16 protein-coding genes are annotated in these 15,989 nt (G+C 61.1%); all 16 read right to left on the minus strand.

What is annotated here, in order from left to right:
* Window positions 1-51: 51 nt before the first annotated feature.
* Entirely contained in the window at window positions 52-1,752 is a 1,701-nt protein-coding gene (gene ureC, locus ACZ9IM_RS26320; RefSeq protein WP_476225384.1) for an urease subunit alpha, read from the minus strand.
* A gap of 127 nt (window positions 1,753-1,879) precedes the next feature.
* Window positions 1,880-2,188: an urease subunit beta gene (locus tag ACZ9IM_RS26325; RefSeq protein ID WP_427627360.1), complete on the minus strand. Its 309-nt coding sequence runs from the start codon at window positions 2,186-2,188 to the stop codon at window positions 1,880-1,882.
* Window positions 2,188-2,721: a GNAT family N-acetyltransferase gene (locus ACZ9IM_RS26330; protein WP_007907362.1), complete on the minus strand. Its 534-nt coding sequence runs from the start codon at window positions 2,719-2,721 to the stop codon at window positions 2,188-2,190. The genes ACZ9IM_RS26325 and ACZ9IM_RS26330 overlap by 1 nt, the downstream gene beginning before the upstream one ends.
* 5 nt (window positions 2,722-2,726) lie before the next feature.
* Window positions 2,727-3,260: an N-acetyltransferase family protein gene (locus tag ACZ9IM_RS26335; RefSeq protein ID WP_476225385.1), complete on the minus strand. Its 534-nt coding sequence runs from the start codon at window positions 3,258-3,260 to the stop codon at window positions 2,727-2,729.
* A 9-nt stretch (window positions 3,261-3,269) separates the two neighbouring features.
* A complete protein-coding gene (gene ureA / locus ACZ9IM_RS26340) occupies window positions 3,270-3,572 on the minus strand; it encodes an urease subunit gamma (protein ID WP_007937143.1) in 303 nt (100 codons plus the stop codon).
* Window positions 3,573-3,730: 158 nt separating this feature from the next.
* Complete coding sequence (locus ACZ9IM_RS26345; protein ID WP_476225387.1) at window positions 3,731-4,570, minus strand: urease accessory protein UreD; 840 nt, start codon at window positions 4,568-4,570, stop codon at window positions 3,731-3,733.
* A gap of 30 nt (window positions 4,571-4,600) precedes the next feature.
* Entirely contained in the window at window positions 4,601-5,299 is a 699-nt protein-coding gene (urtE, locus tag ACZ9IM_RS26350; RefSeq protein ID WP_007907370.1) for an urea ABC transporter ATP-binding subunit UrtE, read from the minus strand.
* A 168-nt stretch (window positions 5,300-5,467) separates the two neighbouring features.
* On the minus strand, window positions 5,468-6,337 hold the full coding sequence (gene urtD, locus ACZ9IM_RS26355) for an urea ABC transporter ATP-binding protein UrtD (protein ID WP_476225388.1): 870 nt from the start codon (window positions 6,335-6,337) through the stop codon (window positions 5,468-5,470).
* An 11-nt stretch (window positions 6,338-6,348) separates the two neighbouring features.
* Window positions 6,349-7,428 (minus strand): urea ABC transporter permease subunit UrtC, encoded by a 1,080-nt coding sequence (gene urtC / locus ACZ9IM_RS26360; protein WP_427627369.1) that lies wholly within the window; start codon window positions 7,426-7,428, stop codon window positions 6,349-6,351.
* A complete protein-coding gene (urtB, locus tag ACZ9IM_RS26365; RefSeq protein ID WP_476225389.1) occupies window positions 7,428-8,930 on the minus strand; it encodes an urea ABC transporter permease subunit UrtB in 1,503 nt (500 codons plus the stop codon). Before urtB ends, urtC begins: the two co-directional genes overlap by 1 nt.
* A gap of 140 nt (window positions 8,931-9,070) precedes the next feature.
* Window positions 9,071-10,336: an urea ABC transporter substrate-binding protein gene (gene urtA, locus ACZ9IM_RS26370; protein ID WP_476225390.1), complete on the minus strand. Its 1,266-nt coding sequence runs from the start codon at window positions 10,334-10,336 to the stop codon at window positions 9,071-9,073.
* Window positions 10,337-10,742: 406 nt separating this feature from the next.
* Window positions 10,743-11,114: a DUF6124 family protein gene (locus tag ACZ9IM_RS26375; protein WP_429429666.1), complete on the minus strand. Its 372-nt coding sequence runs from the start codon at window positions 11,112-11,114 to the stop codon at window positions 10,743-10,745.
* A gap of 426 nt (window positions 11,115-11,540) precedes the next feature.
* Window positions 11,541-12,551 (minus strand): FecCD family ABC transporter permease, encoded by a 1,011-nt coding sequence (locus ACZ9IM_RS26380; RefSeq protein WP_476225391.1) that lies wholly within the window; start codon window positions 12,549-12,551, stop codon window positions 11,541-11,543.
* On the minus strand, window positions 12,548-13,495 hold the full coding sequence (locus ACZ9IM_RS26385) for an ABC transporter substrate-binding protein (protein WP_427627375.1): 948 nt from the start codon (window positions 13,493-13,495) through the stop codon (window positions 12,548-12,550). The genes ACZ9IM_RS26380 and ACZ9IM_RS26385 overlap by 4 nt, the downstream gene beginning before the upstream one ends.
* Window positions 13,492-14,280 (minus strand): ABC transporter ATP-binding protein, encoded by a 789-nt coding sequence (locus ACZ9IM_RS26390; RefSeq protein ID WP_427627377.1) that lies wholly within the window; start codon window positions 14,278-14,280, stop codon window positions 13,492-13,494. The genes ACZ9IM_RS26385 and ACZ9IM_RS26390 overlap by 4 nt, the downstream gene beginning before the upstream one ends.
* A gap of 237 nt (window positions 14,281-14,517) precedes the next feature.
* A complete protein-coding gene (locus ACZ9IM_RS26395; protein ID WP_476225393.1) occupies window positions 14,518-15,897 on the minus strand; it encodes a PepSY-associated TM helix domain-containing protein in 1,380 nt (459 codons plus the stop codon).
* Between the last annotated feature and the right edge of the window lie 92 nt (window positions 15,898-15,989).

The following is a 15,989-nucleotide window of genomic DNA, read 5'->3' on the forward strand; positions in this document are numbered from 1 at the left end:
AAGGCCTCGACACAGATGTTCGAGGCCTTTGCTTGTGACGTATCCAGCGACTCAAAACAGGAAGTAGCGCTGAGCCATCGGCAGGGTTTCTGCCGGTTCACACCACAGCAACACACCGTCGGCTTTGACCTGATAGGTCTGCGGATCGACATCGATGTTTGGCAGGTAATCGTTGTGAATCAGATCGGTTTTCTGCACGTCACGGCAACCTTTGACCACCGCGATTTTCTTTTTCAGGCCCAACGTTTCGGGCAAACCGGCTTCCTGCGCCGCCTGGCTGATAAACGTCAGGCTGGTGGCGTGCAGCGAGCCGCCGTAGCTGGCGAACATCGGACGGTAATGCACCGGCTGCGGCGTCGGGATCGAAGCGTTGGCGTCACCCATCAGGCTGGCCGCAATGGCTCCACCCTTGAGGATCAGCGTCGGTTTGACCCCGAAAAACGCCGGGCGCCAGAGCACCAGATCCGCCCATTTACCCACTTCCACCGAGCCCACTTCGTGGCTGATGCCGTGGGTGATTGCCGGGTTGATGGTGTATTTGGCGATGTAGCGTTTGGCGCGGAAGTTGTCGTTGCCTTCGCCATCTTGAGGCAGCGGGCCGCGCTGCTTTTTCATTTTGTCGGCGGTCTGCCAGGTGCGCGTGATGACTTCACCGACGCGGCCCATGGCCTGGCTATCGGAGCTGATCATCGAGAAGGCGCCGAGGTCGTGGAGGATGTCTTCGGCGGCAATGGTTTCGCGGCGAATGCGGCTTTCGGCGAAGGCCACGTCTTCGGCAATGCTCGGGTCCAGGTGGTGACAGACCATCAGCATGTCGAGGTGTTCGTCGATGGTGTTGCGGGTGAACGGCCGGGTCGGGTTGGTCGAGCTCGGCAATACGTTGGCAAAACCGCAGGCCTTGATGATGTCCGGGGCATGGCCGCCGCCGGCACCTTCGGTGTGGTAGGTATGAATGGTGCGGCCCTTGAAGGCGGCGAGGGTGGTTTCGACGAAGCCCGACTCGTTGAGGGTGTCGGTGTGGATCGCCACTTGAACGTCGTACTGGTCGGCGACGTTCAGGCAGTTGTCGATGCTCGCCGGGGTGGTGCCCCAGTCTTCGTGCAGCTTGAGGCCGATGGCGCCGGCCTTGACCTGCTCGATCAGCGGTTCCGGCAGGCTGGCGTTGCCCTTGCCGGTGAAGCCGATGTTCATAGGGAACGCATCGGCGGCCTGAAGCATGCGCGCCAGGTGCCACGGCCCGGAGGTGCAAGTGGTGGCATTGGTGCCGGTGGCCGGCCCGGTGCCGCCGCCGATCATGGTAGTGACGCCGCTCATCAACGCTTCTTCGATCTGCTGCGGGCAGATGAAGTGGATATGCGTGTCGATGCCGCCGGCGGTAAGGATCATGCCTTCACCGGCAATGACTTCGGTGCTGGCGCCGACGGCGATGGTGACGTTCGGCTGGATGTCCGGGTTGCCGGCCTTGCCGATGGCGGCGATGCGCCCGTTCTTGAGGCCGACGTCCGCCTTGACGATGCCCCAGTGGTCGATGATCAGCGCGTTGGTGATCAGGGTGTCAACGACCTCTGCGGCCAATAACTGGCTCTGGCCCTGGCCGTCGCGAATGACTTTGCCGCCGCCGAATTTCACTTCTTCGCCGTAGGTGGTGAAGTCCTGTTCCACTTCGATCCACAGCTCGGTGTCGGCCAGACGGACCTTGTCACCGACGGTGGGGCCGAACATGTCGGCGTAGGCCTGACGGGAAATCTTCATTGCAGTTCCTTCATTGATCGTTACCACGCTCTGCGTGGGAATGCCGCCATGGACGCTCTGCGTCCGCCGTTATGTGACGCGGAGCGTCACGGGATGCATTCCCACGGGGGACCGTGGGAACGATCAGTTAGTCGAGGTCGCCCATGACCCGCCCGGCAAACCCGAACACCCGGCGATGCCCGGACAGGTCTACCAGCTCGACCTCGCGGCTCTGCCCCGGCTCGAAGCGCACGGCGGTGCCGGCGGGGATGTTCAGGCGCATGCCGCGGCTGGCGGCGCGGTCGAAGGTCAGGGCGTCGTTGGTTTCGAAGAAGTGATAATGCGAGCCGACCTGGATCGGTCGGTCACCGCTGTTGGCCACCTTCAGGCTGAGGGTGCGGCGGCCGACGTTGAGTTCGATGTCGCCGGGCTGGATCTGGTATTCACCGGGAATCATCAATGGGCTCCTTGGAGAATCTTGTAGTAAAGGGCCGTCGGTTTGTAGCGGCCGTTCGGGTCGCAGGCGTAGTCGGGGATTTCACCGGCGCGGGTGTAACCCAAAGCCTTGTAGAAGTCTTCGGCGGGGGAGCCGGCTTCGGTGTCGAGGTAGAGCATGCCGCGTTTGTGTTGGCGGGCCGCGAGCTCAACGGCATGCATCATCTGTTGGCCCAGGCCGCGACGACGGGCGTGTTCACGCACCAGCAGTTTCTGCACTTCGGCGCGGTTCAGCCCATTGGCTTTCTGGCACAACGTCAATTGCACGCTGGCCTGTACCTGTTCGTCCTTGACCACCACCCAGAGCAGCACGTTGCCTTTGTTCAGGTTCTCCTGGACTTCATCGAAATAGGCTCGGGCCTGGGTCGCATCCAGATCCGCCATGAACCCGACGCTGGCGCCATAACCGACGGCGTCGAGCAACAAATCAATCAAACCCTGACGATAGTGCGCAAAGCTTTCAACGTTGACGCGGCGCAGTTGGGCGGCGTTCATGGGTATCACTCCTTGTGGGGACCGGGTGGCATTGCGCCCGGGTCGAGGATCAGTTGCATGAAGGTCAGGTCCAGCCAGCGGCCGAACTTGGTACCCACCTGCGGCATTTGGCCGGTGACGACAAAACCGGCCCGGTCGTGCAGCCGGATCGAGGCGCCGTTACCGCTTTCGATGGCGGCGACCATCACGTGTTTGTTGCAGCCTTTGGCGCGTTCGATCAGCACTTCCATCAGTTGCGGCCCGAGGCCATTGCCTCGCTGGTCGTTGCGCACGTACACCGAGTGCTCGACCGTATGGCGGAACCCGTCGAACGGGCGCCAGTCACCGAATGAAGCGTAGCCGAGTACGCTGTTGTCGCCGTCGACGATCACCAGGACCGGATAGCCCTGATCTTGCCGGGCGCTGAACCAGGCTTGGCGGTTACCGAGGTCCACGGCCTGTTCGTTCCAGATCGCCGTGGTATTGAGTACGGCGTCGTTGTAGATGTCGCGGATCGCTGGCAGATCGGCGTGCAACGCCTCGCGGATGTGGTAAGTCATGGCGCGGCCTCAGGCGATCGGTTGGTGAACGGTGACCAGTTTGGTGCCGTCGGGAAACGTCGCTTCGACCTGGATCTCCGGAATCATTTCCGGGATGCCTTCCATCACTTGTTCGCGGCTGAGCAGGGTGGTGCCGTAATGCATCAGCTCGGCCACGGTCTGACCGTCACGCGCGCCTTCGAGCAACGCCGCGGAAATGTAGGCCATGGCCTCCGGGTAATTGAGTTTCACGCCGCGAGCCAAACGTCGTTCGGCCACGAGGCCGGCGGTGAAGATCAGCAGCTTGTCTTTTTCGCGTGGGGTCAGGTCCATCGTTTGGAATCCATCTGGGCAGATAAAAAGGTATTCGGATTTGTGAACGAGTTACCTGTGGGAGCGAGCCTGCTCGCGATGAGGTCATCACATCCAGCGAAGATGTTGACTGTGCGATCGCCATCGCGAGCAGGCTCGCTCCCACATGAAAGCATCATTCAGGTGGCCCATATTCTTGGCTGGACGGCTTCTCGCCCCAGCAACGCCGGGCGCAATAACCGCCACAAATCGATCAACCAACCACGTGCCAACAGCGCTTCACTGGCCAGGCATCGGGCGACCAAAAGCCCCGGCAATTGCGTCAGATCCCCGCGCACGTCATTGGGCAGCGAACGGCACTTCTCCAGCAATTCGCTATCAATTTCACCCGTCACCAGCAACGTCGCAAACACCGGTTGGCCGTCCAGCCCTATCGGCGAATCCAGCAAACCATCATTGCCGACAATGCGCTGGCGTTCGTGCCAGAGCAACTGGCCGTCGCGACGGATATCCAGATGCGCCTGAAAATGTCCGAGATCGAAACGCTCGCCACTGGCCGGGCGACCCAGCGCCACCACGTCCCAGTAGAACAGCCGCGCATCGCCCTCAAGGTCGATGCGGGTGCTGAGTTCCGCCTGAGCATCGCTGAAGATAATCGTCTCTTGCGGCAGCCACTCCAACGTAGCACCGGCGGCCACGCGCAGGTCGATTTTCTGATAAGCCGGCCCGGCCGCGCGATACCACTTGGCGGCGCCGGGGCTGGTGATTTGCGCCCAGGCGTGCGTACCGACGCTGGCCGAGATGTCCAGCCGATCACCCCCGGCAATCCCGCCCGGCGGGTGGACGATGATGTGCTGACACACCTCGGGGCCTTCGGCGTACAGATGCTTCTGCACCCGCAGCGGGCCTTTGTGGCGGCGCTGCACCGGGCGTGTGCTCTCGCCGAAGCGGGCGTAGCCGAGTTCCAGCTCGGCATGCCAGCTGGGGGTGAACAGCGTGATGGGGGCAGGTAAATTCATGATTTCTAATTATCGTCAGGAGGCTGCAGGTTAGATCGTAACCAGTCCACGGACACCTTCGGCTTCCATATTTTCGCCGCGCCCTTGTTGCACGATCTCGCCCCGGGACATGACCAGGTACTGATCGGCCAGTTCGGCGGCGAAATCATAGAACTGTTCCACCAGCAGAATCGCCATGTCACCGCGAGCCGCGAGCTGCTTGATCACCGCGCCGATTTCCTTGATCACCGACGGCTGGATGCCTTCGGTGGGTTCGTCGAGGATCAGCAGCCGTGGACGACTGGCCAGTGCTCTGCCGATTGCCAGTTGCTGTTGCTGACCACCGGACAAGTCACCGCCACGCCGTTGCTTCATTTGCAGCAGCACCGGGAACAGCTCGTAGATGAACGCCGGGACTTCCTTGGCTTCAGAGCCGGGAAACCGTGAGAGGCCCATCAGCAGATTTTCTTCCACGGTCAACCGGCCGAAGATTTCCCGGCCCTGAGGCACGTAAGCGATGCCGGCATGTACCCGTTGGTGCGGCTTGAACGTGGTGATCGGTTTGCCTTCCCAGTTCACCGCGCCTTCTTTGGCTGGCAGCAAACCCATCAGGCATTTGAGCAGGGTGGTCTTGCCCACACCATTGCGCCCGAGCAGGCAGGTGACTTCGCCGACCTTCACCTCAAACGTCAGACCCCGCAGGATGTGGCTACCGCCGTAGTACTGGTGCAGCTTGTCGACTTGCAGCATGTTCAAAATCCTCCCCCAGTGATCGTTCCCACGCTCTGCGTGGGAATGCATCCCGTGACGCTCCGCGTCACCCGTGCGCAGGACTTGAGCCCTGCATTGTCAGCGGGACGCGGAGCGTCCCCGGCGGCATTCCCACGCAGAGCGTGGGAACGATCATCTCCACAGCTCTCAGCGACCGAGGTAAACCTCGATCACCCGCTCATTGTCCTGCACCTGCTCCAGCGACCCTTCGGCCAGCACGCTGCCCTGGTGCAACACGGTGACGTGGTCGGCAATCGAGCCGACGAAGCCCATGTCGTGTTCCACCACCATCAGCGAATGCTTGCCCGCCAGGCTTTTGAACAGCTCGGCAGTGAATTCGGTTTCGGCGTCGGTCATGCCCGCCACCGGTTCGTCGAGCAGCAGCAGTTGTGGGTCTTGCATCAGCAGCATGCCGATTTCCAGAAACTGCTTCTGACCGTGGGACAACAAGCCCGCCGGCCGATTGACCGAGGCAGTCAGGCGGATGGTTTCCAGCACTTCGCTGATGCGATCTTTCTGCTCGCCACTGAGACGAGCCCGCAGGCTGGCCCACACCGACTTGTCGGTTTTCTGCGCCAGTTCCAGGTTTTCGAACACGCTCAAGGCCTCGAACACCGTCGGCTTCTGGAACTTGCGACCGATGCCGGCCTGGGCAATCTGCACTTCACTCATCTGCGTCAGGTCCAGGGTTTCACCGAACCAGGCTTTGCCATGACTTGGGCGAGTCTTGCCGGTGATCACGTCCATCAACGTGGTCTTGCCCGCGCCATTGGGGCCGATGATGCAGCGCAACTCGCCGACGCCGATGTACAGGTTCAGAGCGTTCAGCGCCTTGAAACCATCGAAGCTGACGCTGATGTCTTCCAGGGTCAGGATGGTGCCGTGGCGGGTATTCAGGCCGGGGCCGACGCGTTGGCCGAGACCGATGGCATCGCGGCTGCTGCCCGCATCTTTGTTGGGCTCTACGGGGAAAAACGCCGGTTCGAGCATGAATTCAGCCGTTGCAGTGGTTCTCATTTCTACAAGCCTCATGATTCGCCCCTTTTCTTCAGCAGACCGATCACACCCTTAGGCAGATACAACGTCACGACGATGAACAGCGCGCCGAGGAAAAACAGCCAGTACTCGGGAAACGCCACGGTGAACCAGCTCTTCATTCCGTTGACCACACCAGCGCCGAGCAGCGGGCCGATCAGCGTGCCGCGACCGCCCAGCGCCACCCAAACGGCGGCCTCGATGGAGTTGGTCGGCGACATTTCACTCGGGTTGATAATCCCGACTTGCGGCACATACAGCGCGCCCGCCAAGCCGCACAGCACCGCACTCAACACCCAGACAAACAGTTTGAAACCGCGTGGATCGTAACCGCAGAACATCAAGCGATTTTCCGCATCGCGCAACGCGGTCAGCACCCGGCCGAACTTGCTCTGCGCCAGCCGCCAACCAATGAACAGACTCGCCACCAGCAACAACACCGTGGCGAAAAACAACACCGCACGCGTCCCCGGTTCGGTGATGCCAAACCCGAGAATGGTGCGGAAGTTGGTAAAGCCATTGTTGCCGCCAAACCCGGTTTCGTTGCGGAAAAACAGCAGCATCCCGGCGAAGGTCAGGGCCTGGGTCATGATCGAGAAATACACGCCCTTGATCCGCGAGCGGAAGGCGAAAAAACCGAACACCAGCGCCAGCAGTCCAGGCGCTAATACAACAAGACACATGGCCCAGAGGAAGCTGCTGGTGCCGGTCCAGTACCACGGCAATTCGGTCCACGACAGAAACGTCATGAACGCCGGCAAACCGTCGCCCGAGGCCTGGCGCATCAAGTACATGCCCATGGCGTAACCGCCGAGGGCGAAGAACAGACCGTGGCCCAGGGACAACAGGCCGGCGTAACCCCAGACCAGATCCAGCGCCAGGGCGACGATGGCGTAGCAAAGGATTTTGCCCACCAAGGTCAGCGTATAAGCCGAGACATGAAAAGTGCTGTCCGCCGGCAACAACGACAGCAATGGCAACGCCAGCAACAGAACGAGGATTACCGCACCGACAGCAATCGTGACCTTGGGGCCGGCCTTTTGTGTGGCCGTGAGCAGCAGAGGCTGATTCATCAGTCGATCACCCGTCCTTTTAGTGCGAAGAGGCCTTGCGGACGTTTCTGAATGAACAGAATGATCAGCGCGAGGATCAGGATTTTGCCCAGCACCGCACCGATCTGCGGTTCGAGAATCTTGTTGGCTATCCCTAAGCCGAATGCGGCCAATACGCTACCGGCCAATTGACCGACACCGCCGAGCACCACCACCAGGAATGAGTCGATGATGTAACTCTGACCGAGGTCCGGGCCGACGTTGCCGATCTGGCTCAGCGCCACACCGCCGAGGCCGGCGATGCCGGAGCCGAGGCCGAAAGCGAGCATGTCGACGCGCCCGGTCGGTACGCCGCAGCAGGCGGCCATGTTGCGGTTCTGGGTGACGGCGCGCACGTTGAGGCCCAGCCGCGTCTTGTTCAGCAGCAGCCAGGTCAGCACCACCACAAACAAAGCGAACGCGATGATCACAATGCGGTTGTACGGCAGCACCAGATTCGGCAGCACCTGAATCCCGCCCGAGAGCCAGGCCGGGTTGGCCACTTCAACGTTCTGCGCGCCGAACACCAGGCGCACCAACTGAATCAGCATCAGGCTGATGCCCCACGTGGCGAGCAGGGTTTCCAATGGGCGGCCGTAGAGGTGACGAATCACCGTGCGCTCCAGCGCCATGCCGATCCCGGCGGTGACAAAAAACGCTACCGGCAAGGCAATCAGCGGGTAGAACTCAATGGCTTGCGGGGCGAAGCGCTGGAACATCAGCTGCACCACGTAAGTCGAGTAGGCGCCGAGCATCAGCATCTCGCCGTGGGCCATGTTGATCACGCCGAGCAGGCCGAAGGTGATCGCCAGTCCCAACGCCGCGAGTAGCAGGATCGAACCGAGGGACATACCACTGAACGCCTGCCCGAGCATCTCGCCGATCAGCAGTTTGCGTTTGACCTGGGCCAGGCTGGTTTCGGCGGCGGTGCGCACATTGGCATCGGCTTCGACGCCGGGCTCGAGCAACCCTTCGAGGCGGGTGCGGGCCAGCGGGTCGCCGGTTTCGCCGAGCAAGCGCACAGCGGCGAGGCGCACGGTCGGATCGGTATCGACCAGTTGCAGGTTGGCCAGCGCCAGGCTCAGGGCGGCGTGAACGGTTTCGTCTTTTTCGCCAGCCAGTTGCTGGTCGAGGAATTTCAACTGCGCCGGTTTGGCGCTTTTCTGCAATTGCTGCGCGGCGGCCAAGCGGATTTTGGCGTCGGCGGCGAGCAATTGGTGGCTGGCCAGCGCGGTATCGATCAGACCGCGCAGGCGATTGTTCAGGCGCAGGGTTTTTGGTTGGCCATCGATGGTCAACTCACCTTGTTGCAGGGCGTTGATCAATTCGATACGGGCCGGATCGGGCTGCGCGGCCCAGGCTTCCAGGAGTTTGGCTTGCTGCACGGGATTGGCCGCGACGAAGTCTTCGGCGTCGCCGGCGTGGGTGGCCATCGGCAATAACAGCGCGAGGGCGAGGATGAGACGGTAAAGGGCAGTGGGCATAGCGAGTGTCCTGTATTGATCGTTCCCACGCTCCGCGTGGGAATGCAGCCCGGGACGCTCCGCGTCCCAAAGCGGACGCAGAGCGTCCGTTGAGGCATTCCCACGCAGAGCGTGGGAACGATCAGGCTAAGCGGGGTGAATCAGTTACTCTTCACCGCATAGTCCGGCTTCTTGTCGTTACCCTGAATGAACGGGCTCCACGGTTGGGCGCGGATCGGCCCTTCGGTCTGCCACACCACGTTGAACTGACCGTCGGCCTGAATCTCGCCGATCATCACCGGTTTGTGCAGGTGGTGATTGGTCTTGTCCATGGTCAGGGTGTAACCGGACGGCGCGGCAAAAGTCTGGCCGGCCAGGGCTTCGCGGACTTTGTTGACGTCGGTGGACTTGGCTTTCTCGGCTGCTTGCGCCCACATGTGGATGCCGACATAGGTGGCTTCCATCGGGTCGTTGGTCACCGCTTTGTCGGCGCCCGGCAGGTTGTGTTTCTTGGCGTAGGCTTTCCAGTCGGCGACGAACTTTTTGTTCTGCGGGTTCTCGACCGATTCGAAGTAGTTCCACGCCGCGAGGTTGCCCACCAGCGGTTTGGTGTCGATGCCGCGCAGTTCTTCTTCACCCACGGAGAACGCCACGACCGGAACGTCGGTGGCTTTCAGGCCCTGGTTGGCCAGCTCTTTATAGAACGGCACGTTGGAGTCGCCGTTGACCGTGGAGATGACCGCCGTCTTGCCTCCGGCGGAGAATTTTTTGATGTTGGCCACGATGGTTTGATAGTCGCTATGGCCGAACGGGGTGTAGACCTCTTCGATGTCCTTGTCCGCCACACCTTTGGAGTGCAGGAACGAGCGCAGAATCTTGTTGGTGGTGCGCGGGTAGACGTAGTCGGTGCCGAGCAGGAAGTAACGCTTGGCGCTGCCGCCTTCTTCGCTCATCAGGTATTCCACTGCCGGGATCGCCTGCTGGTTCGGCGCTGCGCCGGTGTAGAACACGTTCGGCGACATTTCTTCGCCTTCGTACTGCACCGGGTAGAACAGCAGGCCGTTGAGTTCTTCGAACACTGGCAATACCGACTTACGCGACACCGACGTCCAGCAACCGAACACCACGGCGACTTTGTCCTGGGTCAGCAACTGCCGGCCCTTTTCGGCGAACAGCGGCCAGTTCGATGCCGGGTCAACCACCACCGGTTCAAGCATCTTGCCGTTGACGCCGCCCTTGGCATTGATTTCGTCGATGGTCATCAACGCCATGTCTTTGAGCGAGGTTTCGGAGATCGCCATGGTGCCGGACAACGAATGCAGAATACCGACCTTGATGGTCTCGGCGGCCTGGACAGTCCAGGTCATGCCCATCGCGGCAATGCTTGCCGATAGAGTGAAAGCCTTGATCAAACTGCGACGCTTCATTGTGCGATCTCCATGAACGTTAAAGTTTTTTATGGTTGGCAGATGCGGACGACTGAAGGGTCTTTAGCAAGGGCTGTGCCCGGTCGGGGAAGGGCAAGGAAATGTCGTATTAGAGCGGTTGCGGGGTGTGGGCGACGCACCATGAAGGATCGCGTATGGCGCGTTGGTGCGAGAAGATGCTCCACATTGGGGCGAAGGATTGCCCCAATGCCGGTCAGTTAAGGTAAGGCGCTGTGAATACAAAACCTGTGGCGAGGGGGCTTGCCCCCGTTCGGCTGCGAAGCAGTCGTAAAACCATTGCACGCGGTGTACCTGATACACCGCAGTTGCAGGTTTTGGGGCCGCTTCGCGACCCAACGGGGGCAAGCCCCCTCGCCACAAAGGCTCGTTCCCAAAGAGCGGGGGATTACGCCGGGTCGACGTTGTCCAGCGCCCGGTTCACCGCCAGCTCCGCCAGCATGATGACCTGTTGAATTGCCATCGCCGTATGGCGCTGCGGGCCGATCAGATTGTTGGCGAAATCGCTGGCCAGGACACTTGCCGAGGCCAACGACTCACAAGCGTGGGCCAGCAGGCTTTCGGTGCCGGCATCCGGGGCAACCAGGAACAGGGTGCTGGGGCGACGGGGTTTTTCGGTGTATTGCGCCGGGGGATCGAGGTAGTAGTCGAGGGCGCGTTTTATGGCTTCGCGATCTTTGAGGAGGTCGTCGTCGCGCGATTTTTCGGCTTCGGGAGTGGTGATATCGATGGGTGGATCGGGAACTATCTTCTTGCTCATCGGGTGTTGTCTCTTAATTGGAGCCATTCTTTGTCGTTTCTCACGCGACGAAGGGGTGGCAGCTATGTGCGGAGTGAGAAACCGGTCAACACCCAAACCCGGCCGGACCGAAGTCCGTCCGCACACAGCCGCCATAGAGCATTGCAGACAGCGGATAAGCTGGCGGCAATTATGGTGGTACTGATGTTGGATTAACAGGGCTACCGGGTTCTCACACCCGATCGCTGAGTTGTCAGCGACAGCCCAAGACTAGAGGGCCCGCGTCCGACGAACAACCTGAAAAAGGCGTGGGAAAGTTCCGTGTTTTGACACATCCGTTAAACATTCAAAAGCGGAACGCGGAGCGTCCCTGGCGGCATTCCCACGCAGAGCGTGGGAACGATCAAACAGGTGCAGAGGAGCGAGCCTGCTCGCTCCCACAATGGATCAGCGGCGGCGCATCAGGCCGATGAAGAACAATCCGCCAATGGCCGCGGTGGCGACGCCGATGGGCAAGTCCTCGGGGGCGATCAGGGTGCGGGCGGCGACATCGACCCAGACGAGGAACAGACTGCCAAGCAACACGCACACCGGCAGCAGTCGCCGGTGTTCCGCCCCGACCAGTCGCCGGGCAATGTGCGGCACCATCAGCCCTACAAACCCGACAGACCCACTGATCGACACCAACACCCCAGTCATCAACGACGCAATCAAAAACACCCGCAAGCGCACGGTGCGAGCATTCAAGCCGAGGGTCACAGCCGTCTGTTCACCGGCCATCAACGCATTCAACGGCCGGGCCATCCCCAGCAACAACACCAACCCAAGCAACACACTCGCCGCCGGCACCGCGAGCAATTCCCAACGCGCCAGCCCGAGGCCGCCGAGCATCCAGAACATCACCGCCGAACTGGCGCGATGGTCGCCCAGAAACAACAGCAAATTGGCAATCGCCATCATCACGAACGACACCGCCACGCCGCATAACAGCAGCCGATCACTGTCCAGCCGCCCATGACGGTTGGCGATCATCAGCACGATCAACATGCTCAACAACGCACCGATAAACGCCGCAATCGGCAAGGTCAGCAAGCCTGCGATCTCACCAACATGCAACACCACGATCACTGCGCCGAGGGTCGCGCCGGAGGTCACCCCGAGCAGGTGCGGATCAGCCAACGGATTGCGCGTCACCGCTTGCAGCACCGCACCGATCAACGCCAGGCCGGCGCCCACCAGCGCACCGAGCAACATGCGCGGCACGCGGATCAGCCAGACGATGTGTTCCTGCCCGGCCGTCCAGTCCGGAACACCGAAACCAAAAATCTTGTGCAGCAATATTCGCCACACCACGTCCACCGGCACCCGCGCCGGGCCTGCGCCCAGCGACACCACGCACGACACCAGCAACAGCGCGCCGAGGACGGTCAGCAACAGGGCATAGCGACGATCGATCATTCGCCGTGGAAACCCTTGGCCAGGGTCTCGACCGCCAGTACGTTATCGATCCCCGGCGTGGCCTGTACGTAAGGAATGACGATGAAGCGCTGATTCTTGATCGCGTCCACCGATTGCAGGGCTTTGTTGTTCAGCAGGAATTGCTCCTTCTGCTCCGCGGTAACTTCGCCGTAGTCGACGATCACGATCACCTGCGGATTGCGCTCGACCACGTTCTCCCAATTGACCCGCGTCCAACTCGCCTCGACATCATCGAGAATGTTGCGCCCGCCCGCCGCGTCGATCAGCGCCTGCGGCATGCCGAGACGACCGGAAGTCATGGCCCGGTCCTCACCGCTGTCGTAGAGAAATACCCGAGGTTTGTCGGTCGGCAGATCGTTGCGTACCTCGGCGACTTGCGCCTGCATCTGGGCAATCACGGCATTGGCGCGATCCTGCACGTCGAAGATTTTCCCGAGGTTGCGCAGGTCGTTGTAAGTGTCTTCCAGGCTGGCCGGTGGGCGCTTCATGACGAAGGCGCAAGACTCGGTGAGTTCGTAAACGTTGATACCCAGCGGCTGCAGGGTTTGCGGCGTGAGATCGCCACCGACGCGCATGCCGTAATCCCAGCCGGCGAAGAAGAAATCGACGTTGGCGTTGAGCAGGGTTTCCACCGACGGGTACTTGGCCGCCAGTTCCGGCAGGCCATCAAGGATGGTCTGCATCTCGGGCGTCACCGACTTCCAGCCAGTCACGCCGCTGTAGCCGGCCATCTGCGGTTTGAGGCCGAGGGCGAGCATCATCTGGGTCATGTTGATGTCATGGCTGACCGCGTGTTTTGGCGCTTGCTTGAACGTCACTCCGCGGTTGCAGCTCTGGACGGTCAGCGGGTATTTCGTGGCCTCGGCGAAGGCTTGGGCACTGCCCAGCAACAGAGTGAGACACAGCAGGGAACGCAAAGTCATGGTTGGGTTATCCAGGTGATTCGTGGGTAGCCGTGCAAGGGATGGTCGTCGATCAGGGCGTCGACGCCGAACACGTTGTGCAAAAGTTGGGCGGTCAGGACTTCTTTGGGTGGACCGCTGGCGACGATGCGCCCGTGATTGATCACGTACAGCCGGTCGCAAAAAGCTGCCGCCAGATTGAGGTCATGGATGCTCGCCAGCGTGCCGATCTGCAGACGCTTGACCAGTTGCAACAGCTCCAGCTGATAGCGCGGGTCGAGGTGATTGGTCGGCTCGTCGAGGATCAGCAATTGCGGTTGCTGGGCCAGGGCGCGGGCGAGGATCACGCGCTGTTTTTCACCGCCGGAAAGGGTGGCGAAGGCGTGGTTTTCGAAGCCCTTGAGGCCGACCGATTCGAGGGCGTGGGTCGCGAGTTTTCGGTCTTCAAGGGTGTCGCCATCAAACAACCCTTTGTGCGGCGTGCGGCCCATGGCGACCACTTCATCCACGGTCAGGCCGAAGGCGTCGGGGAACTCCTGCAACACTACGGCGATGCGTTGCGCGCACCAGCGTGAGGATTGCTTCCAGACGTTGTTGTGGTCGAGCTTTACCTCGCCGCTTTCCGGTTTGCTGAAGCGATAGGCGCAACGCAACAGGCTGGTCTTGCCGCTGCCATTGGGACCGATCAACCCGACGAACTCGCCCGCGGCCACGTGCAACGATGCGTCACGCAGCTGGAACTGGTGATGGCAATGGCCGTGGCCCAGGGGTGTCCAGGCGAGGTTGGAGAGGTTCAGCGAGGTCATTTCATTCCCAACGATCGTTCCCACGCTCCGCGTGGGAAGGCATCAATGGACGCTCTGCGTCCGCTTTTGGGACGCGGAGCGTCCCGGGCTGCATTCCCACGCAGAGCGTGGGAACGATCAAATCACACATACGACACAGGACTGGTAGGAGCGAGGCTTGCCCGCGAAGAGGCCCTATGCTTCAGAGATAATCGCCAGAAGTCTATAGATCCCTCTAAAACACGCATCTCACCTGCTTCATGATGAAGCTGAAGTGGATTCAGTTTGCCGGCTAAAGCGCGACAGCAGCACCCGATCCAACACCCACACGACTACCAGCGAAGCCCCCACCAACGGAAACATCACTGCCAGCCCGAACATGATGACCATCGCGGCTTTCCATTTCGGCAGGTCGTGACGCAACGGCGGTACACCGAACTTGCCCTGTGGCCGGCGCTTCCACCAGATCACCACACCGCTGACCGCACTGAGCAAAATCATCAGGCAGATCAGCAGCACAATGATCTGATTGAACGGGCCGAACATCTTGCCTTCGTGCAGCATTACGCCGACTTCCGTGGCCCAGGCGACATTGCTGTAATGCTTCCAGCGCACGTCGGCGAGGACGTCGCCGTTGTACTGATCGACATGCAAGGTGGCGTCGTTGCGCGGGTCGTTGGCGAACAAGGCGATGGTGAACACGCCGGTGGCCGTGGTGGGGAAGGTGATGCTGTAGCCGGGTTCGACCTTTCGTTGCACGGCGATGTTTTGCACGTCTTGCAGGATGATGGTGGGCGCTGCCGAGCCGGCTTGCGTGCCGGTGTGAGCCATGTGTTCGGCGTGGTCGCCGGACATCGGCATCGGCGTGTTTTCCATGGCCCACGGCACGGTCTGGCGCGTGGCGCTGTTGAGGCTGCGGGCCTCGACGTCGGACTTCGGCACGTCATTCCACATGGCTACCGGGAAGCGGTTCCAGAGATCGGCGTATTGCTTGCCCCAGAACCCGGTCCAGGTCATGCCGCTGAGCAGCATCACCAGCAGCAATGCAGCGCCCCAGAACCCGGTCACCGCGTGCAGGTCACGCCAGAGCACTCGGCCGCGACTGTTCAAGCGAGGCCAGAGAATCCCGGCGGACTGGCCACGCGGCCACCACAGAAAGACGCCGGAGACCACCAGCACCACGCCCCAACCGGCGGCCAGTTCCACCAGCCGATCGCCGACGGTGCCGATCATCAATTCGCCGTGAATCGAGCGCGCAATCGCTTGCAGATTCTTCTTCGCGTCTTGCTCGCCAAGGATGTCGCCGTGGTACGGATCGATGAACACGTTCAGTTCATGACCCTTATCGATGACGACAAATTGCGCACTGCGTTCGGCGTTGGCCGGTGGCAGGTATTGTTTGATCTGGCCTTGTGGGTACGCCTCTTTCACCCGTTTGAGCAGGTCGTCGGCGGTGACGGTGTGATGACCGGCCGGGACGTTCAGCAGGCTGCCGTACATCAACGGATCGAGTTGCGGTTTGAACAGGTAGATGATGCCGGTCAGGGCCAGCATCACCATGAATGGCGCGACGAACAGGCCGGCATAGAAATGCCAGCGCCAGGCCAGGTTGTAGAAATTCGGTTTGGGCTGTTTCATTTGTGTGCTCCGCCAGGCGTAGGTTTTTGTTGTTTAGTGCGGTTGCTGCGCAACCGATCGCGAGCAGGCTCGCTCCCACAGGTTCAACACCG

The sequence above is a fragment of the Pseudomonas sp. TE12508 genome (genome assembly GCF_056279485.1).

Coding starts and splice junctions, on each gene's coding strand:
- ACZ9IM_RS26330 (WP_007907362.1), bottom strand. CDS start 2,721: ATGAACGCCGCCCAACTGCGCCGCGTCAACGTTGAAAGCTTTGCGCAC.
- urtD (WP_476225388.1), bottom strand. CDS start 6,337: ATGAGAACCACTGCAACGGCTGAATTCATGCTCGAACCGGCGTTTTTC.
- ACZ9IM_RS26375 (WP_429429666.1), bottom strand. CDS start 11,114: ATGAGCAAGAAGATAGTTCCCGATCCACCCATCGATATCACCACTCCC.
- ureA (WP_007937143.1), bottom strand. CDS start 3,572: ATGGACCTGACCCCACGCGAAAAAGACAAGCTGCTGATCTTCACCGCC.
- ureC (WP_476225384.1), bottom strand. CDS start 1,752: ATGAAGATTTCCCGTCAGGCCTACGCCGACATGTTCGGCCCCACCGTC.
- urtB (WP_476225389.1), bottom strand. CDS start 8,930: ATGCCCACTGCCCTTTACCGTCTCATCCTCGCCCTCGCGCTGTTATTG.
- urtC (WP_427627369.1), bottom strand. CDS start 7,428: ATGAATCAGCCTCTGCTGCTCACGGCCACACAAAAGGCCGGCCCCAAG.
- ACZ9IM_RS26390 (WP_427627377.1), bottom strand. CDS start 14,280: ATGACCTCGCTGAACCTCTCCAACCTCGCCTGGACACCCCTGGGCCAC.
- urtA (WP_476225390.1), bottom strand. CDS start 10,336: ATGAAGCGTCGCAGTTTGATCAAGGCTTTCACTCTATCGGCAAGCATT.
- urtE (WP_007907370.1), bottom strand. CDS start 5,299: ATGCTGCAAGTCGACAAGCTGCACCAGTACTACGGCGGTAGCCACATC.
- ACZ9IM_RS26345 (WP_476225387.1), bottom strand. CDS start 4,570: ATGAATTTACCTGCCCCCATCACGCTGTTCACCCCCAGCTGGCATGCC.
- ACZ9IM_RS26385 (WP_427627375.1), bottom strand. CDS start 13,495: ATGACTTTGCGTTCCCTGCTGTGTCTCACTCTGTTGCTGGGCAGTGCC.
- ACZ9IM_RS26395 (WP_476225393.1), bottom strand. CDS start 15,897: ATGAAACAGCCCAAACCGAATTTCTACAACCTGGCCTGGCGCTGGCAT.
- ACZ9IM_RS26325 (WP_427627360.1), bottom strand. CDS start 2,188: ATGATTCCCGGTGAATACCAGATCCAGCCCGGCGACATCGAACTCAAC.
- ACZ9IM_RS26380 (WP_476225391.1), bottom strand. CDS start 12,551: ATGATCGATCGTCGCTATGCCCTGTTGCTGACCGTCCTCGGCGCGCTG.
- ACZ9IM_RS26335 (WP_476225385.1), bottom strand. CDS start 3,260: ATGACTTACCACATCCGCGAGGCGTTGCACGCCGATCTGCCAGCGATC.